This is a genomic window from Bradyrhizobium cedriense, from assembly GCF_054602315.1.
The window spans coordinates 1,118,976-1,141,892 of the sequence record NZ_JBTSWB010000002.1; the positions used below are offsets into that span (position 1 = coordinate 1,118,976).

Sequence of the window (22,917 nt, forward strand, 5' to 3'; positions counted from 1 at the left end):
CTTCCTGCCCGGACGTCGCGGATGCCGCACGGAGTCCCAATGTCTGAAATGCCCGTCCCGTCCACACTCTCGCTGTGGCGTCGCGTCACGGCGGCCTACGCGAAGCTGCTGGAATTCCTGCTGGCCGCCTGCGTCGGCATCCTCGTAGTTCCGGTCACGCTGCAGATCATCTCGCGCTACACGCCGTTCATTCCGTCATACATCTGGACCGAGGAAATGGCGCGCTTCCTGTTCATCTGGACGATCATGATCGGTGCCATGGTCGGCATCCGGGAGGCGCAGCATTTCGAGGTCGACGTGTGGCCCGACCTGTCGCGGCGGTCGGAGGCCGCGGTGCGGATCCTCGCCCGACTCGGCGTGCTGGCGCTGGCGCTGGTGTTCGTATCCGCCGGCATCGAGTTCACCCGTTTTGCCTGGAACAGGACGTCGGAATTGGCCGATCTGCCGCTCTGGCTGATCCACGTCGCCTGGCCGGTTGCAGGTGTGACGTGGATCATCTTTGCGGGTGAACAGATCATCGATGAAATGCGCGTTCTGGTCGGGGCACGGAGATGAGCGGCAGCGTACTTTCCGCCGGACAGGCGGCGATGGTCCTGTTCGGCGGCTTCGTCGGTCTGCTCATCGTGCGCGTGCCGGTCGCTTTCGCGCTCGGCCTTGCCTGCGTGCCGATCCTGCTGATCGAGCCGCGCCTGTCGCTGATGACGCTCGCGCAGGAGACCTTCAATGCGTACAATTCGTTCATCCTGCTCGCGGTGCCGTTCTTTCTGCTGACGGCGAACCTGATGAGCATCGGCGGCATCACCGATCGCCTCGTGGCGCTGTCGCGCTCGATGGTCGGGCACTGGCCGGGATCCCTGGCGCAGATCAACGTCGTGCTGTCGGTGTTCTTTGCCGGCATCTCGGGCTCCTCCACCGCCGATGCGGCGAGCCAGTCCAAGATATTCATCGATGCGCAGAACAAGGAGGGCTACGACCTTTCGTTCTCCATCGCCATCACCGCGGTGTCGGCGGTGCTTGCAGTCATCATTCCGCCGTCGATCCTGATGATCGTGTGGGGCGGGCTGATCTCGACCTCGATTGCGGCGATGTATCTGGCCGGCATCGTGCCGGGCCTGCTCATCGCGGGCGCTCAGATGGCGACGGTGCACATCTATGCCGTGCGCCGGGGCTACCCCACCTATCCGAAATCGAGCTGGACCGAGATGCGATGCGCGATCTGGCGCTCGATACCGGCGCTGATGACGCCCTTCATCGTCGTCGGCGGTATTCTCCTCGGCTGGTTCACCGCGACCGAGTCCGCCTGCGTCGCGGTGCTCTATTCCGTAGCGCTCTCGACATTCTTCTACCGCGAAACGGGGCCACGCGAATTGTACAAGGCCTTGCTCGACACCGGGCGCCTCTCCGGCGTGGCGCTGTTCTGCGTCGGCACCGCAAGTGCGTTCGGCTGGCTGCTCGCCTATTACAAGATCCCGCAAGAGCTGCTGGCCAACGTATCGACCTGGGGCATGGGCGCCGTTGCGGCCGGCTTCTTCATCGCCTTCTGCTTTCTGGTGGTGGGATGCTTCCTCGACGCCATACCGGCGATCATCATCGTCGGCACCGTGCTGGAGCCGCTCGCCAGGTCGGTCGATCTCCATCCGGTCCAGTTCGCGATCATTTCCATCATATCGCTGGCCTTCGGGCTGGTGACGCCACCCTATGGTCTCTGTCTGATGATCGCCTGCTCGATCGCCGGCGTGCGGCTGCGCTATGCGCTGAAGGACACGGTGATCATGCTGATCCCGATGCTGCTCGTGCTGGCGGCGGTCATCGTTTGGCCCAGCGTGTCGCTGTTCCTGCCGCGTCTGATCGTGCCGGAGATGCTGAAATGAGCGTCTGCAAAGGAGAATCTGAGAGTACGATCCCGCGGCGGACGGCCGCGGGATCAATTCCACCGGTTACAGATTGCTCTCGGTGATCGCGGCGTAGACCATGCTGCGCAGCTCGCGGCGGATCGGATAGGCGCTCGACGGCAGCACCTGCGTCATGAAGATGGTGACCAGCTCCTCGGCCGGATCGATCCAGAAGGAGGTCGTGGCCGCGCCGCCCCAGTTGTACTCGCCGGGGCTGCCGGCGATCAGCGTCTCCGCCGGGCGCATGGTGACGGCGAAGCCGAGGCCGAAGCCGATGCCGTTATACGTGGCTTCGGAGAACAGCGAGCGCGACACCTCCGGCAGCGCCTGTCCGCCCGGGATGTGGTTCGTCGTCATCAGTGCCAGCGTCTTCGGCCCGACCAGCCTGACGCCGCCGAGCTCGCCGCCATTGAGCAGCGCGCGGCAGAAGGTGAGATAGTCGGCGACCGTCGAGCACAGGCCGCCGCCGCCGGAGATGAAGGAAGGCGGTGACAGGAACGAGCTCGTCGCCGGATCGTCCTGAAGCGTCAGGCCCTCGCGGCGCTGGCCGGCATGGAAAGTCATGCCGCCGCCGGGGTCGGCCGAGTAGCAGGCGGCGAAGCGATGCGCCTTCGAGGCCGGCACGTGGAAATCGGTGTCGGTCATGCCGAGCGGATCGAGAATTCGCTGCTTCAGAAACTGCTCGAAAGGCATCCCCGAGATCTTGCCGACGAGGTAGCCGATCACGTCGGTTGAGACGGAGTAGTTCCAGGACTCGCCGGGCGAGAACTCAAGCGGGATCTTTGCCAGGCCCTCGATCATGGTCTGGAGCGTGCCTGATTTCTCGACCTCGCCGATCTTCTCACTGCGATAGGCGGCATCGACGTTGGAGCGCTGCTGGAAGCCGTAAGTCAGGCCGGAAGTGTGGCGCAGCAGGTCGACGATCAGCATCGGCCGGGATGGCGGCCGGGTCAGGAAGGCCGGGTAGGTGCCGGCGACGAATACGCCGAGATCCTTCCATTCCGGAATGTACTTGGCGACGGGCTCGTCGATCGCGACGAGGCCTTCCTCGACCAGCATCATGAAGGCGACGCTGGTGAGTGGCTTGGTCATGGAATAGATGCGGTAGATGGTGTCGTCCTTCACCGGCACCTTGCGCTCGACGTCGGCAAAGCCCTGCACCGAGCTGTGAGCGATCTTGCCGCGGCGGTAGACGAGGAGCTGCGTCCCCGGGAAACGGCCGGCATCGATGTACCGGTTCTTCAGATGCGCATCGACGCGGTCGAGCGCGGCCTTGGACATGCCGACGGATTCGGGCGAGGCGGGGGTGGGGGCGAGCATCAGTTCCTCCGGGCGTTTTGCCGGAGAGTTGATACCGAAATGGCGGCCTCATTCCAAGCCGGTTGCGCTTAACGCGGCCGGGCCGACTGGTGTAGGCTCGGCCGCGGAACGCCTCCAGGTAGCCCGCCCGGGCCAACGAGAAACGCGAGGGCAACGCATCATGACCCAGTTCAACGAGACCGAACTCACCGAAGCCGTCATCAGGAGCTTCGACCAGACGCCTGATACGCGGGCAAAATTCCTGCTGCAGGAACTGGTGAAGTCGCTGCACGATTACGTGAGCAAGACCGGCCTGACCTTCGAGGAATGGGAATACGCCATCGATTTCCTGACCCGGACGGGGCAGAAATGCACCGACACGCGCCAGGAGTTCATCCTGTTGTCCGACGTGCTGGGCGTCTCCATGCTGGTCGACGCGGTCAACCACCGCGACCGCGAGGGCGCCACACAGACCACGGTGCTCGGCCCGTTCTATGTCGGCGAGCACAAGGTGACCGCGCACGGGACCGACATCTCGCCGCACAATCTCACCGGCGAAAAGATGTTCGTGCAGAGCCGCGTGACCGACCTTAACGGCAAGCCGCTCGCCGGCGTGCCCGTCGACGTCTGGCATGCCGACGATGATGGCTTCTACGATTCACAGAAGCCGAACTATGACCAGGTCGGCGCCTCGGCGCGGGCGCGCTTCATCACCGATGACGATGGCCGCTTCTTCTTCCGCACCATCCTGCCGTGCAGTTACCCGATCCCGACCGACGGTCCGGTCGGCGAGATGATCGTGCAGACGGGGCGTCACCCGATGCGCCCGGCGCATGTGCATTTCCTGGTCAATGCCAAGGGCTACGAGCCGCTGATCACGCACGTCTTCATCGGTGGCGACAAATATCTGGATTCCGACGTGGTGTTTGGCGTCAAGGACGACCTGATCGCCAGGGTCGAGCCGCGCAGCGATCTCGAAATGCCCGACGGCACCAAGGCTAACGGGCAGTGGCACCTGATGACCTACGAATTCCACCTTAAGCCGGGCGGCGGCATGGCGCCGAAACCGCTGGGGGTGAAGGCGGCGGAGCCGGCGTGAGGGCTCAGCGTCAAGCCCGTACACTGTGAGCGGCGTGGCAGCGGATGGCGGCAGCATGAAATGACCATTGTCACGATAGAGCTCGATGCTGGCAGTTGGAAAACTGCTTCCGATTTTCGATCGGCCCTTAAAGCTGCAATAGGAGCACCGGAATGGCATGGCGACATTGCTGCTGCTTTCTTGGACTCAATTTTCGGGGGAGGCATCAATGCCCTCAAGCCTCCTTACGTCATCAGAGTCATGAATACGGCACAACTTGCTCCGGAGCTTAAGAAAATGATCCGCGATCTTTCGTCAGCGATGGAAGAAGTGCGAGTGCGTCGGCTTGCCCGTACAGGTGAGAACGTTGCGGCTAGTCTTGAAATAGCGACGTCCGAGCCACTATGAGCATCCATCCTACCTTATGAGCATCCATCCTACCTTGAGTGCAGCAGCGCCAGCAGCACGACGACCGCGCAGGCGAGCGCCGCCGAAGTCAGCTTCCAGAACATCAGCGGGCTGCGCTCCAAGAGCGGCGTGATCCGCCTGTCGAGGTAGGCCGGATTGGGCGTGCGGAGCTCGAAGACGAACTCCGAGAGATCCTCGTGCCGCTTGTACGGATCCGGATGGAGTGCGCGCCTGAGCGCACCATCGACCCAGGCGGGCACATTGGGGTCGTCGTCCGCCGAGCGATACTGGAGCCTGCGCAGGTCCGCCTTGCGCCTGATGCTGGCGACCTTGGTGCCGTAGGGGAGCTTTCCGGTCAGCATCTGGTAGCAGATCACGGCCAGCGAAAACATGTCGGAGCGCGGTGAGCCGCCCTGTCCCAGAAAATACTCCGGCGCGGTATACTGCACCGTTCCCAGGATGTCGTCGGATTCCTCGCAAGGCGCGGCCTCCGCGACGCCGGCAACCCTGACCGATCCGAAGTCGATGATCTTGGCGGTGCCGGTCTTGTCGATCAGGATGTTGTCGGGCCTGAGGTCCTGATGCAGCATCTCCATGCGGTGGAAGGCGCGCAGGCCCGCCGCGATCTGACCGACCAGCCCGCGGACGGTTTCGAGATCGGGGCGCGGATGGTCGATCATCCACTGCTTCAGGGTCTGTCCGTCGACGAATTCGGTCGCAACGTAGAGGTAGCTGCGCCGTTTCGACTGTGACAGCGGCTTGAGCACGTGCGGGCTGTCGATCCGGCGCGCGATCCACTCCTCCATCAGAAAGCGCTTCAGGTACGCGGCATTGTCGCGCAGATCGACCGACGGCAGCTTGAGCGCGACCGGTTCGCCAGTCTCCACATCGACCGCAAGATAGATGTGGCTGCGGCTGCTGCCGTGAATCTCGCGGACGATCCGGTAGCCGTCGAAGATCGCGCGCGGCTCCGGCAGTGGAGGCAGCGGCAATTGTGCGGTCTGATTGAAGATGCCGGCCGGCTCGCGCTGCGGCACCGCATCGATGCGCAGGATCTGAACGGTGATGTTGTCGTCGCTCCCGCGCCGGCAGGCTTCCTCGACGATGGCCTTCGCCGCGGCGTCGAGTTCGCCCGCATGCTCGTTCAGCGCGCTGGTGACGAAGCGTGCGTCGACGAATTCGTAAGCGCCGTCGGTTGCCAGCAGGAAAGTGTCGCCCGCCTCGATCTCGAACGCCTGATAGTCGATCTCGAGCTGCGGATTGATGCCGAGCGCGCGGCCGAGATAGGTCTGCTCGGACGACACGATGATGCGGTGATCGTCGGTCAGTTGCTCGAGCGCCTTGCCGGCGACGCGGTAGATGCGGCAATCGCCGACATGGAAGATGTGCGCGGTGGTCGCCTTGATGACCATGGCGCTGAGGGTGCAGACATAGCCCTTGTCGCGGTCATAGGCATATTGGCTCTTGCGCGTCTGCGCGTGCAGCCAGGAATTGGTCGCGTCCAGCACCCGGCGGGCGGAGGTCTTCACCGTCCAGGATTCCGACGTGCAGTAATAGTCCATCAGGAAGCTCTTGACCGCCGACTCGCTGGCGATCTGGCTCACCGTGCTGGAGGAGATGCCGTCGGCGAGGACGGCGGCGATGCCCTTCAGGCTGAGCAGCGGCTCCTGCGGGATCAGGATGCCGTGAAAGTCCTGGTTGACGGGCTTGCGGCCCTTGTCGGAATGCTGGCCGACCGAGATCTGGAGACCGGGGGGCATCGTCATCACCAGGAGAGGGGAGCCTCACCCTGGCCGGGCGAGGCTCCCCTGTCGAGACGGGTTTGATCAGGCCGCAACGCGCGGCCGCGTGGCCTTGCCGGCCTGTCGCTTCGGCTGGGTCATCACGTGCGTCGCATAGAGCGTCATGCCGGTGAAGGCGAGGCCGCCGACGAGGTTGCCGAGCACGGTCGGGATCTCGTTCCAGATCAAATAGTCCATGATCGAGAACTTCGCGCCGAGCAGCAGTCCGGACGGGAACAGGAACATGTTCACGACGGAATGCTCGAACACCATGTAGAAGAACACCAGGATCGGCATCCACATCGCGATGACCTTGCCGGGGACCGAGGTCGAGATCATGGCGCCGACGACGCCGGTCGAGACCATCCAGTTGCAGAGCATGCCGCGCATGAACAGCGTCGCCATGCCTGCCGCCCCGTGCGCGGCATAGCCGAGCGTCCGGCCTTCACCGATGTTGCCGATCGCCGCTCCGACCTTTTCGGGGGCCTGGGTGAAGCCGAAGGTCGTGACGAAGGCCATCATGAAGGCCACGGTGAAGGCGCCGGCGAAGTTGCCGACGAAGACGAGGCCCCAGTTGCGCAGCACGCCGCCGAGCGTGACGCCCGGTCGCTTGTCGATCAGGGCGAGCGGCGAAAGCACGAACACGCCGGTCAGGAGGTCGAAGCCCAGCAGATAGAGCATGACGAAGCCGACCGGAAACAGCAGCGCGCCGACCAGCGGCTGGCCCGTGTTCACGTTGATGGTGACGGCGAACCAGGCCGCCAGGGCCAAGATGGCGCCGGCCATGTAGGCTCGGATGATGGTATCCCGGGTGGACATGAAGATCTTGGACTCGCCCGCATCCACCATCTTGGTGACGAATTCCGAAGGTGCGAGATACGACATCGATGCTTCCTTTTGAATCGTTGGTGAGTGTCGACACGCTCCGGAGAGCGCGCGTCATCGGCTGTGCGGGCAGGCCTGCCGCGCACGGATCTATGGAAAGTCTGGAAGCCTTGGGAATCGCGCCACGAGGACTTTAAAGCCGGGAAGGCCGCGAAGCAGTTGAGCTTCCGGGATGCAGCCGCCAGAGGCTGCAACAATGCGGCAAGCCGCAGTCTTCGTTGACAGTGAACACAATGCAAATTGCGTGCCGGTGTAACCCGTCAAAAATAGGAGTGGTTTCAACGGGATGGCGTTCCATCAGATGCGGTTCCAGCGCCACCACGGCCTCTTGCTTGAGCTTCTGCACAAGCTTTGTGCGTCGCACAAGCAATGTGCAAGCCGCAAACTTTGCATGCGGAACTCGCCTGCGACAATCTGGCGCGATTCGTTTAATAGATTGATTTATCTTGGTTTTTTATAGCATCGCGCTTGGCATGAAGCTTGAATAGTTCCAAGCCGACGCCATTGAAGCCGTCCCGCGAGAATTCTCATCCGATTTGCTGACGCCGCCAGACGGGGGTTCCCCCGTCGCGCGTTCGCATGCGCCAAAACGGCGCCACGGACGGACGGGCCGCTCGCGCGCACAGCCGCAAATCATTCCGCAACGACGCAGCAAAGGACGACACTGCTTATGACCAAGCGCACCCGCCGGCCCTCGGAAACGACTGGCCTCAGCCGCCGTCAACTGTTGAAAGCCGCCGGCTCCACCGCAGCACTTCTCGCCGCAGCCAAACTGAATTTCCCCGCCGGCGCCTTCGCGCAGGACGCCGGCCCTGAGGTCAAGGGCGCCAAGCTCGGCTTCATTGCGCTGAGCGATGCCGGCCCGCTCTTCGTTGCCAAGGACAAGGGCCTGTTCGCCAAATATGGCATGCCCGACACCGACGTGCAGAAGCAGGCATCGTGGGGCACGACGCGCGACAACCTCGTGCTCGGCTCCGAAGGCAACGGCATCGACGGCGCGCATATCCTCACCCCGATGCCGTATCTGATCTCGGCCGGCAAGGTGACGCAGAACAACCAGCCGACTCCGATGTACATCCTGGCGCGGCTCAATCTCGACAGCCAGTGCATCTCCGTCGCGAACGAATATGCCGACCTGAAGCTCGGCGTCGATGCCACGCCGTTCAAGGCCGCGCTGGAGAAGAAGAAAGCCTCGGGCAAGGCCGTGAAGGCCGCGATGACCTTCCCCGGCGGCACCCACGACCTCTGGATCCGCTATTGGCTCGCCGCCGGCGGTATCGATCCCGACAAGGACATCGAGACCATCGTGGTGCCGCCGCCGCAGATGGTGGCCAACATGAAGGTCGGCACCATGGACTGCTTCTGCGTCGGCGAGCCCTGGAACCTGCAGCTGATCCATCAGAAGATCGGCTATACCGCAGTCAATACCGGCGAGCTCTGGAACAAGCATCCGGAAAAATCCTTCGGCATGCGCGCTGCTTTCGTCGACAAATATCCCAAGGCGGCCAAGGCGCTGCTGATGGCGGTGATGGAAGCCCAGCAATGGGCCGACAAGGCCGAGAACAAGGCCGAGCTCGCCGCCATCATGGGCAAGCGGCAGTGGATGAACTGCCCGGTCGAAGACGTGCTCGACCGCAGCGCCGGCAAGTTCGACTACGGCATCCCCGGCAAGGTGGTCGAGAGCTCGCCGCACATCATGAAGTACTGGCGTGATCACGCCTCCTATCCGTTCCAGAGCCACGATCTCTGGTTCCTCACGGAGGACATCCGCTGGGGCAAGTACGAGCCGAACTTCGACACCAAGGCGCTGATTGCCAAGGTCAACCGCGAGGACCTCTGGAAGGACGCGGCCAAGACCCTCGGCGTCGCGGCTGCCGACATTCCGACCTCCACCTCGCGCGGCAAGGAGACCTTCTTCGACGGCAAGGTGTTCGATCCGGAGAATCCGGCCGCCTATCTGAAGTCGCTCGCGATCAAGCGCGTCGAAGTCTGATGGAGCCAGCGGCCGCCTTCGCTGGCGGCCGCATCGTCCCTTGAAGCCGGAGAGAGATTGCGATGAACATGCCTGCTGCCAAGATCGAGATTGAAACCGCGACGCCTGCGGCCAGCTCAGCGCCGGTCGTCACGATGACGCCAAGGCGTCCCCCGCGCGCCGAAGCCTATGCACGCATGGCACGGGAGACGGCGGTGCGCGTGATCCCGCCACTGGTCGTGATTGCGCTGCTCACGCTGGTGTGGGAGCTGGTCTGCCGCCGCGCCGGCTCGGCGCTGCCGCCGCCGTCGAAGGTGTTCACGGACACCAAGGAGCTGATCCTCGATCCGTTCTTCGACAATGGTGGCATCGACAAGGGCCTGTTCTGGCATCTCTCCGCCAGCCTCCAGCGCGTCGCCTTCGGCTATTCGCTCTCGGCGATCGCGGGCATTGCGCTCGGCGTGCTGGTCGGGCAGTCGGTCTGGGCGATGCGCGGGCTCGATCCGCTGTTCCAGGTGCTGCGCACCATTCCGCCGCTGGCTTGGCTGCCGCTCTCGCTCGCGGCGTTCCGCGATGGCCAGCCCTCGGCGATCTTCGTCATCTTCATCACCTCGATCTGGCCGATCATCATCAACACCGCGGTCGGCATCCGCAACATTCCGCAGGACTACCGCAACGTCGCGGCCGTGGTGCAGCTCAATCCGCTCGAGTTCTTCGCAAAGATCATGATCCCGGCGGCGGCGCCCTACATCTTCACGGGCCTGCGCATCGGCATCGGCCTGTCATGGCTTGCGATCGTTGCGGCGGAAATGCTGATCGGCGGCGTCGGCATCGGCTTCTTCATCTGGGACGCCTGGAACTCGTCGCATATCAGCGAGATCATCCTGGCGCTGTTCTATGTCGGCATCATCGGCTTCGTGCTGGACCGCCTGATCGCGGGTCTCGGCAAGGTCGTCACCCGCGGCACCGCGCAGAGCTGAGGAGCAGAGCACATGACCGCCTATTTGAAGCTCGACCACATCGATAAGGTCTTCACCCGCGGCACTGCCACCACCGAGGTGCTGAAGGACATCAACCTCACGATCGAGAAGGGCGAATACGTCTCCATCATCGGCCATTCCGGCTGCGGCAAGTCGACCCTGCTCAACATCATCGCGGGCCTGACCGGCGCCACCACCGGCGGCGTGCTCCTGGAGAACCGTGAGGTGAACTCGCCGGGACCCGATCGCGCCGTCGTGTTCCAGAACCACAGCCTGCTGCCGTGGCTGACCGTCTACGAGAATGTCAGGCTCGGCGTCGACAAGGTCTTCGCCAAGACCAAGTCCCGCGCCGAGCGCGACGCCTGGGTGATGCACAATCTCAACCTCGTGCAGATGGCCCATGCCAGGGACAAGCGTCCTTCCGAAATCTCCGGCGGCATGAAGCAGCGCGTCGGCATCGCGCGGGCGCTGGCCATGGAGCCTAAGGTGCTGCTGCTCGATGAGCCCTTTGGCGCGCTCGACGCGCTGACCCGTGCGCATCTCCAGGATTCGGTGATGGCGCTGCATCAGAAGCTCGGCAACACCATCCTGATGATTACCCACGACGTCGACGAGGCCGTGTTGCTATCCGACCGCATCGTGATGATGACGAACGGGCCGAGCGCGCGCATCGGCGAGGTTCTCGAGGTTCCACTGGCGCGGCCGCGCAAGCGGCTCGATCTCGCGACCAACGGCACCTATCTGAAGTGCCGCCAGCGCGTGCTCGAATTCCTCTACGAGCGTCACCGCTTCGTCGAGGCCGCGTAAACGAAGCGCTTCACGCAACAGCGCGCGCCCCAATGATCGACATCTCGCTCAATCCTTATGCGCCGCACAAGGATTGAGCGAATCGCAAGTTTAACGTGCGAGAAAGCCCTGCAAACATTTCGGGCGACACGAACAACATCCTGAAATCCCTGCGCTTCCAGGATGCGCGCAACTGGCACGGAAATTGAAATGTCTCTGCGCGACGCCAACGACGACGTCCCTCAACATCATCAATCAGCATCGTGAACTCGCCACCGGGGTGAAGTCCCGGAGCGCGCCTCCTTGTCCGGAGGCTGAGCCTGCAACGACGCAGCGGTGAGACTGGAAGGGATACGCAATGACGAAGAGTCCCACTTGGATTTCTGACTGGCGCCCCGAAGATGAGGCGTTCTGGAACGCGACTGGCAAGACCATCGCGCGGCGCAATTTGATCTGGTCGATCGTCGCCGAACATATCGGCTTCTCGGTCTGGCTGATCTGGAGCATCGTCGCCACCAAGCTGCCGCAGGCGGGATTCCACTACACCACCGACCAGCTGTTCCAGCTCGTCGCCGTGCCGGGCCTGATCGGCGCCCTGATGCGCTTTCCCTACACATTCGCAGTGACGACCTTCGGCGGCCGCAACTGGACGATCTTCAGCGCGGCGATCCTGTTCATTCCGACCTTGTCGCTCGCCTATTTCGTCAGCCAGCCCGACACGCCGTTCTGGCTGATGCTGCTGGTTGCCTCGACCGCGGGTCTCGGTGGCGGCAATTTCGCCTCCAGCATGACCAACATCTCGTTCTTCTTCCCCGACCGCATGAAGGGCTGGGCGCTCGGCCTCAACGCGGCCGGCGGCAATATCGGCGTTTCCAGCGTGCAGCTCCTCACTCCCGTCCTGATGACGCTCGCCGTCTTCAACCTGTTCCAGGCAACGCCCGTCGACGGCGTCTTCCTGCAGAATGCCGGTCTGATGTGGGTGCTGCCGATCGCGATCGCGGTGTTCGGCGCGGTGTTCTTCATGAACAATCTCGCCACGGCAAGATCGTCGGTGAAGAACCAGCTTGCGATCGTCAAGCGCAGGCATACCTGGATCATGGCGTATCTCTATGTCGGCACGTTCGGATCCTTCATCGGCTACTCCGCGGCGTTCCCGCTTCTGATCAAGACCCAATTCCCGGCAGTGACGATCTCGATCGCCTTCCTGGGCCCGCTGGTCGGCTCGCTGTCGCGCCCGCTCGGCGGCTGGCTTGCCGATAAGATCGGCGGCTCCATCATCACCTTCTGGAATTTCATCGCGATGGCGGGCGCCACGGTCGGCGTGCTCTACTTCGTCGGGCATAAGGACTTCATCGGCTTCCTGTCGATGTTCCTGATCCTGTTCGTGACGACGGGCATCGGCAACGGCTCGACCTACCGCATGATCCCCTCGATCTTCCGCGAGGAGAACCTGTTCAAGGTGCGCGGCAAGGGGGACGCGGCGCGGGCGGTGGCCCTGAAGACGGCGAGCATCGAGAGCGGCGCGGCGGTCGGCTTCATCGGCGCGATCGGTGCCGTCGGCGGCTATCTGATCCCGAGCGGCTTCGGCAAGTCGATCGCCCTGACCGGCGGGCCGCAGCTCGCCCTCGCGATCTATCTTGCTTTCTACGCCTCCTGCCTGGCTCTGACCTGGTGGTTCTACCTGCGTCGCAGCCCGCAGCGTGAAGGCGCGCCAAGCCTCGCCGAAGCGCGGGTGTGAGCGTGACCACTTGGCACGAATGTCGCTTCTCCCCATACGCGGGGAGGAGTCCCTCTGATGACGTTTGACCCATGAACTTTTTCCGCAATGGCGCGGACGAAGGCAGACCGAAACAGACAGGAGAACATCATGACGCCAGAACAGGTCACCCTCATTCAGCAGAGCTTTTCCAAGGTTGCGCCGATATCGGAGCAGGCTGCGGTGCTGTTCTACGATCGTCTGTTCGAGGTGGCGCCGTCGGTACGCGCGATGTTTCCCGAGGACATGACCGAGCAGCGCAAGAAGCTGATGGGGATGCTCGCCGCCGTGGTCGGCGGTCTGTCGAACCTGAACTCGATTCTTCCCGCAGCCTCCGCGCTCGCCAAGCGCCACGTCGCCTACGGCGCCAAGGCCGAGCACTACCCCGTCGTCGGCGCCACCTTGCTGTGGACCCTGGAGAAGGGCCTCGGCGATGCCTGGACGCCCGAACTCGCCAAGGCCTGGACCGACGCATACGGCGTGCTGTCCGGCTACATGATTTCCGAGGCCTATGGCGCACAGCCGCAGGCCGCCGAATAGGAGATGCCTTGTGAGTGAACCGCTCGTCATCGTCGGTAACGGCATGGCGGCCGCGCGTCTGGTCGACGAGCTCGCGAAGACCGCGCTCGGCCGCTACGCCGTCGCCGTGATCGGCGAAGAGCCGCGGCTCGCTTACAACCGCGTGCTGCTCTCCTCCGTGCTGGCCGGCGAGACCGGCTCGCACGAGATCGAGCTCCGGCCCGCCGAGTGGTGGCGCCACCGCGGCGTCACGGTCCGCTATGGCTATCGCGTCACCGAGATCGACACCGGCCGCCGGGAGCTGAAGATCGAAGGCGAGGAGAGCATGGAATATTCCAAGCTCGTGCTCGCCACCGGCTCGACGCCGCTGCGGCTCAACGTGCCGGGCGCCGATCTTGCCGGCGTGCACACCTTCCGCGATACCCGCGACGTCGACCTGCTGCTCACTCTCGCGGCGGCGAAGAAGCGCGTCGTCGTGGTCGGCGGCGGCCTGCTTGGCCTTGAAGCGGCCTACGGTCTCGCCAAGGCCGGCGCGCCGGTGACGCTGCTGCATCTCATGGACCGGCTGATGGAGCGCCAGCTCGATGCACCCGCCGCCGATCTGCTGAAGACCTTGGTCGAACGCAAGGGCATCCGCATCCTGCTCAACGCCTCGACGGCCCGAATCCATGGCGATGGTCACGTCCAGGCGCTCGAGCTTGCCGACGGCAACCGGATCGAGGCCGACGCCGTGATCTTCGCTGCCGGCATCAAGCCCAACGTCTCGCTGGCGAAAGAAGCGGGAATTGCGGTCAATCGCGGCGTGGTGGTCAACGACGTCATGCAGACCTCTTCGTCCGACATCTTCGCGCTCGGCGAATGTGCCGAACATCGCGGCACCTGCTATGGCCTGGTCGAGCCGGCCTATGAGCAGGCGCGCGTGCTGGCGCGGCATCTTGCCGGCCGCCCGGCCGCCTATCAGGGCAGCGTGATCTCGACCAATCTGAAGGTCTCGGGCGTCAGCGTGTTCTCGGCCGGCGACTTCATGGGCGGGGAGGGCACGGAGAGTCTCGTGCTGTCGGACCGCAGGCGCGGCACCTACAAGAAGCTCGTGATCGCCGACGGCCGGCTCACAGGTGCCGTGCTGATCGGCGATACCGTCGATGCGCTCTGGTACCTCGAACTGATCCGCAATCGCGACAAGGTCGCGGCGATCCGCACCGACATGATGTTCGGCCGCGCGCTCGTGCAATCTTCGAAAGCTGCTTGATATGACGGCGATCGATCCAAGCCGTCGCACCACCAAGACGACGTGCCCCTATTGCGGCGTCGGCTGCGGTGTGCTGGCGACGCCCGACGGTAAAGGCGGCGCGGCGATCGCGGGCGATCCTGATCATCCCGCCAATTTTGGCCGGCTGTGCTCAAAGGGCTCCGCGCTCGGCGAGACCGTCGGGCTCGAAGGCCGGCTGCTCTACCCGATGATCCGTTGCAAGGGCGTGCTCGAACGCGTCGCCTGGAGCGATGCGCTCGATCATGTCGCCCATCGCATGCAGCACATCGTGGCGCGCGACGGCGCCGACGCGGTCGCCTTCTATCTCTCCGGCCAGCTCCTCACCGAGGATTATTACGTCGCCAACAAACTGATGAAAGGGTTTGTCGGCACGGCCAATGTCGACACCAATTCGCGACTCTGCATGTCCTCCTCGGTCGCGGGCCATCGGCGCGCTTTCGGGGCAGACACCGTGCCCGGCTGCTACGAGGATCTCGACCAGGCCGATCTGCTGGTCTTCGTCGGCTCCAACGCCGCCTGGTGCCATCCCGTGCTGTTCCAGCGCATGCTGAAGAACCGGCAGGAGCGAGGCGCGCGCATGATTGTGATCGACCCGCGTCGTACCGACACGGCCGGCGATGTCGATCTCTTCCTCGGCCTCAAGCCCGGCACCGACACGGCGCTGTTCTCCGGCCTCTTCGTTCATCTCGCCGACAATGGTGCGCTGGATCGGGACTACATCGCCTCCAACACGTCTGGATTCGACGACGCGCTGGTCCGTGCGCGCAACATCGCCGGCAGCGTCACTGCGACAGCGCTTGCCACGGGCCTGTCCGAGCAGGACGTTGCCACCTTCTTCAGGATGTTCCGTGACACCGAGAAGGTCGTCACGCTCTATTCGCAAGGGGTCAACCAGTCGGCGCAGGGTACCGACAAGGTCAACGCCATCCTGAACTGCCATCTTGCGACGGGGCGCATCGGCAGGCCCGGCGCCTCACCGTTATCGCTCACCGGCCAGCCCAATGCGATGGGCGGTCGCGAGGTCGGCGGCCTCGCCAATATGCTTGCCGCCCATATGGGTTTCACGCCGCCCGACATCGATCGCGTCAGGCGGTTCTGGAAGGCGCCGCGCATCGCCACCCATGAGGGGCTGAAGGCGGTGCAATTGTTCGAGGCCATCAACCGCGGCGAGGTCAAGGCACTCTGGGTGATGGGCACCAACCCGGCGGTGTCGCTGCCGGATGCCGACATGGTCCGAGAGGCCCTGAAGAAGCTCGAGTTGTTCGTGGTCTCCGAGAACGTGCTCTCCAATGACACGGTCGAGGCCGGTCCGCATGTGCTGCTGCCGGCGCTGGCCTGGGGCGAGAAGTCAGGCACGGTGACCAATTCCGAGCGGCGGATCTCGCGCCAGCGCTCGTTCCTGCCGGCGCCGGGGGAGGGGCGCCCGGATTGGTGGATCCTGAGCGAGACCGCAAGGCGCCTCGGCTTCCGCGACGGTTTCAACTACAAATCCGAGGCGGACATTTTCCGTGAGCATGCAGCGCTCTCCGCATTCGAGAACGGCGGCAGCCGTGATTTTGACATCGGCGCGCTGGCCTCGCTGTCGGATGAAGCGTTCGACGCGTTGAAGCCGGTGCAATGGCCGATGCGGGAAGGCGGGATGCCCGGCGAGCGCTTCTTTGCGCAAGGCGGCTTCTTCACCAATGACGGTAAGGGCCGCTTCGTCGCGCCGGAGATGCCGGCGCTGCGCGGCGAGACCGGCCCGTCGCGCCCTCTGAGGCTCAACACCGGACGCATTCGCGACCAGTGGCACACCATGACGCGCACCGGGCTCAGCCAGCGGCTGGGCGCGCATCTGCCCGAGCCGTTCGTGGAGATCCATCCTGATGACGCAAGCAAATACGGCATCGTCCACGACGGCTATGCGCGTATCACCACCGATTACGGCCAGTGCATCCTGAAGGCCGTCGTGAGCGAACGGCAGCAGCGCGGTACCCTGTTCGTGCCGATCCACTGGAGCGCGATGAACGCCTCGCACGGCCGCGTTGGCGCGCTGGTGCAGTCCTTCACCGATCCGTTCTCGGGCCAGCCGGAGGCAAAAGCGACGCCGGCCGCGATCGCTCCTTACGAATTCGTCTTCCGCGGCTTCGCGCTGTCACGAAAGCAGATCGACCTGCCGCAGAACCTGTTGTGGACCCGCGTAACGGTCGCCGGCGGCTTCGGTTATCTCTTCGCGGACAACGGCGATCTCTCGCGCTGGCCCACCTGGCTCGAGAACGTCGCGGGCGAAGACGTCGCCGAGTACCGTGACTTCGGCGGCGGGGTCTATCGCGCCGCCGCGTTCGCAGGCGACCGGATCGAGGCCTGCCTGTTCGTCGGACCCGCGCACGATGCGGGCGATTGGGAGGTGGTGAAGAGCGCATTCGCCGCCGACCAGGTGACCGACGAGCAGCGTCGTATGCTGCTGTCCGGCAAGTCGATAGAGGGCGCCGCTTCGACCGGCCCGATCGTCTGCGCCTGCTTCGGTGTCGGCCGCGGTACCATCTGCGACGCCATAGCCGGCGGCGCACGCACCGCCGCCGAGATCGGCGCCGAACTCAAGGCCGGCACCAATTGCGGCTCCTGCATCCCCGAGATGAAGCGATTGATCGCGACGACCAAAGCGGTATCTGCGAAGCAGGCCAGGGTCGCGGGGGGTGCGGGGTAAGCGGCACACTCCTCTGCCGACATCACCCGCGCCGGCTATCGCCATCATCCAGAGGCACAGGAGAGGAGGCCTCGATGGCGACGGCCCCTCTCATCGGGGTCGTGCCTCCTTCGAGGCTCTGCGCGACCCGTCAGCATCGCAACGCCTCGCACCTCAGGATGGCGGGCGCTCATCGTTGCCGTCATGCCCGATCCCAAACCCAGACATTCCCTCTGCCACAATCGAGGCCATTGTGCCCTATGTTATCGCGCGTGTATGCGCGATCGGCGAACTGATCGCGCGCATCGAGTCGGGCGGGACGAACTGCATCGACGTCGCGATCGGTGGCGAAAACAAGGATCGTCTCTATATCACGGAGCGCGCGACCGCCAGCGTGCCGGTCGCTGACAACAACGGATTGAATGCGTGAACCTGATGGCGGTTGTCTAAAGGAACAGGAATAGCGGAGCGCACATGAACACAAAACCATTCGGCAAGACCGGGGCCAACGTCTCCGTCGTCGGGCAGGGCACCTGGTATCTCGACAATGGCGACCGCAAGCGCGCGATCGCGGCGCTTCAGCGGGGGCTCGATCTCGGCATGACCCATATCGACACCGCCGAAATGTATGGCGATGCCGAGCTCGTCATCGCGGATGCGATCGCGAGCCGGCGCGACGAGGTGTTCCTCGTTTCGAAAGTGCTGCCCAGCAACGCCTCGCGCCGCGGAACCATCACCGCTTGCGAGCGCTCGCTGAAGCGGCTCAAGACCGACCGGCTCGACTGCTATCTCTTGCACTGGCGCGGCTCCTATCCACTGGAGGACACCGTTGCTGCGTTCGAGGAACTGGTGAAATCAGGCAAGATCAAGTCCTGGGGCGTCTCCAATTTCGACGCGGATGATCTCGACGAGATTCTCGAGGTCGCCGGCGAAGACCGGATCGCGTGCAACCAGGTGCTCTATCATCTCAAGGAGCGCGCGATCGAGCATGCCGTGATCCCGTGGTGCGAGCGGCACGGCGTCGCCGTCGTTGCCTACTCGCCGTTCGGTCATGATGATTTCCCCGCAAGCAGCAGCAAGGGCGGCGCCGTGCTGGCCCGTATCGCGGAGGCGCGTCGTGCGACACCGCGTCAGGTCGCGCTGAGCTTCCTCACCCGTGCGATTACGGTGTTCGCGATCCCGAAGGCCTCGTCCGCGGAACACGCCGCCGAGAATGCGGAAGCCGGCGATCTCGTGCTGACGAAAGATGAAATTGCTGCGCTGGAGGCCGCGTTTCCGCGCGGGCCGAAGCCGCGCGGCCTGCCCATGCTGTAGTGCACAACGGGCAACATTAACGGAGCATTGACGCGCGCGGCGGCCCGCGCATATCGGCCTCCTGTTTTCGGAAGTTGTGAACGCGGCGCAATTGTCGTTTCGTTCGGGCGTTCTCGATTCGCATTTGCCCGGGTTCCAGCCGTGACACCGCCGCCCGCCGCAGCCGCAAGGCTCGACAGTATTCCCATGCCCGCGCCGGAGAAGAAGCAGGAGGCTCGCCGCGCGCCTGCGCGCGTCGATCATCCTTTCAGAGGGATCGCACTGATCCTGCTCTCGACGGTGTTCCTCGGCTGCTCCGACGTCACCGCGAAATATCTGTCGACCAGTCTGCCTTCGATCGAGATCACCTGGATCCGTTTCCTCACCTTCACGCTGTTGTTCACGCCGGTGATGCTGCCTGCCTCACCGCTTTATGCGATGCGCACGAAGCGTCCCGGCCTTCACGTGATGCGCGGCGCGGCGCTGCTTGGCTCCTCGCTGTTCTTCATCACGGGTCTCGGCTTCCTGCCGATCGCGGAGGCATCCGCCACCGGCTTCGTTGCGCCGCTGTTCGTCACGGCGCTCTCGATCGTCTTCCTCGGCGAGAAGGTCGGCATGCGCCGCTGGCTCGCGACCGCGTTCGGCCTCATCGGCGTGCTGATCATCCTGCGTCCGGGCACCAGCGCGTTTCACCCCGCCGCATTTTTTCCGTTGGTCTCGGCGGCATGCTGGGCCGGCACGCTGATCCTCACGCGCATGATGAGCGGGCGGGAAGCTGTCGTCACCACCATGGCCTATTCCTCGCTGACGGGCCTTGCGATCCTGACCGCGCTGGTGCCGTTCGTCTGGGTCACGCCATCATGGGCCGCGCTCGCGCTCGGCATCTTCATCGGCGTCGCCTCGACCGCAGGCCAGTGGATCGTCGTACTCGCCTATCGCTACGGCGACGCGTCGGTGCTGGCACCGTTCTCCTACACGCAGCTGCTCTGGGTCAGCATCCTCGGCTTCTTCATCTTCGGCGAGGTGCCCGACGTCTTCACCATCACCGGCGCGGCGTTCATCGTCGCCAGCGGCCTCTACATCGCCCATCGCGAGCGAGTACGTCGCGCCCAGCTCCTGGTGCTGGAAGAGCGCTCCCCGAACGCCTGACGCAATCCGCGACCGACGTGCTTGCGGCGCTGCCGCCTGAGGCGTCGCCATACTGCAACACCTTGTTTACCATAAACCTATAGAAACAGTCCGCAACACCTGGAGATAACCGGAAATACCATCCGCCTTCCGGCAAGTGGCGCTGTTCCCGAGCGCGAACGATCGCAATGGGCGGCGCAGGTTGTTCGACGGGTTGACTTCGTGGGAATTTCGGGACTGCCAGGCTTGGGTTGGAAGACGTGGCACGGCGGTCCCGTGCTGTTGTCCGGGGTCACAGCCCTCGTCGTAGCGACAGGCGCTGCCGGCGTCCGCGCCGCAAATTACGATGTCACCGACTCGGCCACCTTCGCGACGGCGATCGCGAGTGCCGGCAATGGCGACACCATCACGCTCCGCAATAGCTTCACGCGGCTCCGTGCTTCAGGTCGACGGATCGATTGCATCCTCCGCGATCACGACCGTCCAGAGCGGCGGTGTACTCGCCGGCATCGGCACGGTCGGCCATACCGTGGTCGAGAGCTCCGGCATTCTCATGCCCGGAAGCGGAGCGGCCGGCACCTTCACGACCGTGTCGGGAAATCTGTCCTTCCAGTCCGGCGCGCTGTACATCGCCCAGCTCAGGCCCGGAGCGGCGTCCTATGCGTACGTGACGGGAGCTGCCGCGCTCGACGGCGACGCCGGCATTTCCCTGGCGGCGAACGCGACGGTCTCGAAGCAGCAGCTCATTCTGACCGCCGTCGGCGGCGTCAGCGGCACGTTCAGCGGCGTGTTGAGGAACGGGCTTTCCGGCAATCTCACGCCCAGTATCAGCTACGATGCCAACCACGCCTATCTGAACGTCGCGCTGGACTTCGGCAATCCCGCCAAACTCACTGTCAACGAGCACAATGTTGCGACCACGCTGACCAACGCCTTCAACGCCGGAGCCAGCCTTCCGGTCGCGCTCGCGTCGCTGTCGCCGGCCGGCCTCGCGCAGGTGTCGGGTGAGACCGCGACGGGCTCGCAGCAGGCAACGTTCGAGGCGATGAGTTTCTTTCTCTCCGCGCTGACCGATCCGTTTCAGCCGGGTCGCAGCGACGCAGGTGGAGCTGCACAGACCTCGCAATTCGCCGATGAGCTCTTTTTGGCAAATGCCTATATGCCGCAGCGTTCGAGCGCTGGTCGCGACGCGTTCGCCGGACTGGTCAAAGCGCCTGTCGCAAATGATTTCGCGCAACGCTGGAGCGTGTGGGGCGCGGCCTATGGTGGCGGCAGCAACACCGATGGCAACGCGGTGCTGGGGTCGAACGCAGCGACGGTCCGGACCTTCGGCGTCGTCGCCGGCGCCGACTACCGCCTCTCGCCGGCAACGCGCATCGGCTTCGCGCTGGCGGGCGGCGGCAACAGTTTCGGCGTCGCGGGTTTCGGCAGCGGGAGCTCCGACCTGTTCCAGGCCGGCGTCGTGCTGCGGCATGATGCAGCACGCGCCTATCTCACGGCAGCGGCCGCCTATGGCTGGCAGGATGTCACGACCGATCGCACCGTCACCGCGGCCGGGATCGAGCGGCTGCGCGCCACTTTCAGCGCAAATGCGTTCTCCGGCCGGTTCGAAACCGGCTACCGCTTTGCGCTGCCCGGCCTGACCGTCACGCCGTACGGGGCGGCACAGGCGACGCTCTACAGCCTGCCCGCCTATGCCGAGCAGGTGCTGTCGGGCACCGGCGTTGCGGCGCTCACCTACGGCGCCAAAGACGTCACGGCGACCCGCACCGAGATCGGTGTCCGGACCGACAAATTGTTCGCACTCGCCAGCGGGCTGTTGTCGCTGCGCGGCCGAGTGGCGTGGGCCCACGACTTCAACACCGATCGCAGCGTCACGGCCGTGTTCCAGACATTGCCCGGCGCGTCCTTCGTGGTCAGCGGTGCGGCGCAGGCCGGCGAGTCCGCGTTGACGTCGGCCTCGGCGGAAATGAACTGGATGAACGGATGGTCCACGGCAGTGACCTTCGAGGGGCAGTTCTCGGACCTGACGAAGTCCTATGCCGGCAAGGGTCTGTTGCGCTACGCTTGGTAGCATCACGTGACGACCCACAAGAACAATCCCGAGGAAACTCCCGATGCGCGCCGCGATTTTCAGGAACGGAGAGATCATCGTCGACACCATGGCGGACCCGAAGCCGGGTCACGGCCAGGTGCTGGTGAAGACGCTCGCCTGCGGCATCTGCGGCTCCGACCTGCACGCGCGTCAGCACGCCCATCGCATGGTGGAGATGGCGCGGAAGGTCGGGCGCAAGCCGATGGACCTCAGCCGCGACGTCGTGTTCGGCCACGAGTTCTGCTGCGAGATCGTCGACTACGGTCCCGGTGCCGAACGCAAGCTCAAGCCCGGCACCCGCGTCTGCTCGCTGCCGGCGCTGCTGACCCCGCAGGGCATCGAGGGCATCGGCTATTCCAACGACAATGCCGGCGGTTATGCCGAAGCGATGCTGCTGAGCGAGGCGCTGCTGCTTGAAGTGCCCAATGGTCTTGCGCCGGAGCACGCCGCGCTCACTGAACCGCTGGCGGTCGGCGTCCACGCCGTCGCGAAAGCCAATATAATCGGAGGCGAGGTGCCGCTCGTGATCGGCTGCGGTCCGGTCGGTCTCGCGGTGATCGCCGCGCTGAAGCTGAGGGGCCTGCATCCGATCGTCGCCGCCGACTATTCGCCGGCCCGGCGCGCGCTCGCGGCGAAGCTGGGCGCGGACGTCGTAGTCGATCCCCGGGTCTCGCAGCCCTATGCAACCTGGGCCGAGCACGCGCAGATGTCGGAGGCGGAGAAGGCAGCACGTCCGCCGTTCCGGGCCATGCTGCCGGCGCTGAAGCCGGCGATCATCTTCGAATGCGTCGGCGTGCCCGGCCTGCTGCAGCAGGTGTTCGAAGGCGCGCCGCGGGACGCGCGCATCGTCGTGGTCGGCGTCTGCATGGAAACCGACAAAAGCGAGCCGATGCTCGGCATCATGAAGGAGCTCAATGTCCAGTACGTGCTCGGCTACACGCCGGACGAATTCGCAAGCTCGCTGCGGCTGATCGCGGAAGGTCAGGTGGATGCGGCTGCAATGGTGACCGCCGAGGTCGGAATCGACGGAGTAGCCAAGGCGTTCGCCGATCTCGCCAATCCCGAGATGCACACCAAGATCATCGTGCAGCCATGGCGGTAGGAGTGTCG

The 22,917-nt window shown here is 64.4% G+C and carries 19 protein-coding genes; 16 read left to right on the forward strand and 3 right to left on the reverse strand.

Annotated elements, in window-relative coordinates; translation table 11 throughout:
- Positions 1-39: 39 nt before the first annotated feature.
- The gene (locus ACYCVF_RS11495) at positions 40-555 is read left to right on the forward strand and encodes a TRAP transporter small permease (RefSeq protein WP_459602656.1); all 516 of its coding nucleotides are present in this window, start codon (positions 40-42) and stop codon (positions 553-555) included.
- Complete coding sequence (locus ACYCVF_RS11500; protein ID WP_459602658.1) at positions 552-1,871, forward strand: TRAP transporter large permease; 1,320 nt, start codon at positions 552-554, stop codon at positions 1,869-1,871. Before ACYCVF_RS11495 ends, ACYCVF_RS11500 begins: the two co-directional genes overlap by 4 nt.
- Positions 1,872-1,937: 66 nt before the next feature.
- On the opposite strand, the gene ACYCVF_RS11505 is transcribed toward ACYCVF_RS11500, so the two are convergent.
- Complete coding sequence (locus ACYCVF_RS11505; protein ID WP_459602660.1) at positions 1,938-3,212, reverse strand: serine hydrolase domain-containing protein; 1,275 nt, start codon at positions 3,210-3,212, stop codon at positions 1,938-1,940.
- Positions 3,213-3,372: 160 nt separating this feature from the next.
- Here ACYCVF_RS11505 and ACYCVF_RS11510 point away from each other — a divergent pair, with 160 nt between their 5' ends.
- Positions 3,373-4,290 carry an intradiol ring-cleavage dioxygenase gene (locus ACYCVF_RS11510; protein ID WP_459602662.1) on the forward strand — a complete coding sequence of 306 codons (918 nt, stop codon included), beginning with the start codon at positions 3,373-3,375 and terminating at the stop codon, positions 4,288-4,290.
- A gap of 60 nt (positions 4,291-4,350) precedes the next feature.
- Positions 4,351-4,677 (forward strand): barstar family protein, encoded by a 327-nt coding sequence (locus tag ACYCVF_RS11515; protein WP_459602664.1) that lies wholly within the window; start codon positions 4,351-4,353, stop codon positions 4,675-4,677.
- A 29-nt stretch (positions 4,678-4,706) separates the two neighbouring features.
- Here ACYCVF_RS11515 and ACYCVF_RS11520 read toward each other — a convergent pair whose 3' ends face one another.
- Both ACYCVF_RS11520 and ACYCVF_RS11525 read right to left on the reverse strand, forming a co-directional pair.
- Entirely contained in the window at positions 4,707-6,443 is a 1,737-nt protein-coding gene (locus ACYCVF_RS11520; protein WP_459602666.1) for a protein kinase domain-containing protein, read from the reverse strand.
- 60 nt (positions 6,444-6,503) lie between these two features.
- On the reverse strand, positions 6,504-7,343 hold the full coding sequence (locus ACYCVF_RS11525) for a formate/nitrite transporter family protein (protein WP_459602668.1): 840 nt from the start codon (positions 7,341-7,343) through the stop codon (positions 6,504-6,506).
- Between the two features lie 670 nt (positions 7,344-8,013).
- Between ACYCVF_RS11525 and ACYCVF_RS11530 the strand changes: the two genes are divergently transcribed.
- The 12 genes from ACYCVF_RS11530 to ACYCVF_RS11585 all read left to right on the forward strand — a co-directional run bounded on the left by ACYCVF_RS11530 (position 8,014) and on the right by ACYCVF_RS11585 (position 22,909).
- Positions 8,014-9,336 carry a CmpA/NrtA family ABC transporter substrate-binding protein gene (locus ACYCVF_RS11530; protein WP_459602670.1) on the forward strand — a complete coding sequence of 441 codons (1,323 nt, stop codon included), beginning with the start codon at positions 8,014-8,016 and terminating at the stop codon, positions 9,334-9,336.
- Positions 9,337-9,398: 62 nt separating this feature from the next.
- A complete protein-coding gene (gene ntrB, locus ACYCVF_RS11535) occupies positions 9,399-10,295 on the forward strand; it encodes a nitrate ABC transporter permease (RefSeq protein WP_459602672.1) in 897 nt (298 codons plus the stop codon).
- 12 nt (positions 10,296-10,307) lie between these two features.
- The gene (locus tag ACYCVF_RS11540) at positions 10,308-11,102 is read left to right on the forward strand and encodes an ABC transporter ATP-binding protein (RefSeq protein WP_459602674.1); all 795 of its coding nucleotides are present in this window, start codon (positions 10,308-10,310) and stop codon (positions 11,100-11,102) included.
- Between the two features lie 337 nt (positions 11,103-11,439).
- Entirely contained in the window at positions 11,440-12,819 is a 1,380-nt protein-coding gene (locus ACYCVF_RS11545; RefSeq protein WP_459602676.1) for an MFS transporter, read from the forward strand.
- 129 nt (positions 12,820-12,948) lie between these two features.
- On the forward strand, positions 12,949-13,377 hold the full coding sequence (locus ACYCVF_RS11550; protein WP_459602678.1) for a globin family protein: 429 nt from the start codon (positions 12,949-12,951) through the stop codon (positions 13,375-13,377).
- 10 nt (positions 13,378-13,387) lie between these two features.
- The gene (locus ACYCVF_RS11555) at positions 13,388-14,605 is read left to right on the forward strand and encodes an NAD(P)/FAD-dependent oxidoreductase (protein ID WP_459602680.1); all 1,218 of its coding nucleotides are present in this window, start codon (positions 13,388-13,390) and stop codon (positions 14,603-14,605) included.
- 1 nt (position 14,606) lies between these two features.
- Entirely contained in the window at positions 14,607-17,312 is a 2,706-nt protein-coding gene (locus ACYCVF_RS11560; RefSeq protein ID WP_459602682.1) for a nitrate reductase, read from the forward strand.
- 232 nt (positions 17,313-17,544) lie between these two features.
- Positions 17,545-17,721: a hypothetical protein gene (locus tag ACYCVF_RS11565; RefSeq protein WP_459602684.1), complete on the forward strand. Its 177-nt coding sequence runs from the start codon at positions 17,545-17,547 to the stop codon at positions 17,719-17,721.
- A 44-nt stretch (positions 17,722-17,765) separates the two neighbouring features.
- Positions 17,766-18,605 carry an aldo/keto reductase gene (locus tag ACYCVF_RS11570; protein WP_459602686.1) on the forward strand — a complete coding sequence of 280 codons (840 nt, stop codon included), beginning with the start codon at positions 17,766-17,768 and terminating at the stop codon, positions 18,603-18,605.
- Positions 18,606-18,791: 186 nt separating this feature from the next.
- Positions 18,792-19,733 (forward strand): DMT family transporter, encoded by a 942-nt coding sequence (locus ACYCVF_RS11575; protein WP_459602765.1) that lies wholly within the window; start codon positions 18,792-18,794, stop codon positions 19,731-19,733.
- Between the two features lie 373 nt (positions 19,734-20,106).
- Entirely contained in the window at positions 20,107-21,786 is a 1,680-nt protein-coding gene (locus ACYCVF_RS11580) for an autotransporter domain-containing protein (RefSeq protein WP_459602688.1), read from the forward strand.
- 43 nt (positions 21,787-21,829) lie between these two features.
- Positions 21,830-22,909, forward strand: coding sequence for a zinc-binding dehydrogenase (locus ACYCVF_RS11585; RefSeq protein ID WP_459602690.1), 1,080 nt, complete (start codon positions 21,830-21,832; stop codon positions 22,907-22,909).
- Positions 22,910-22,917 lie beyond the last annotated feature (8 nt).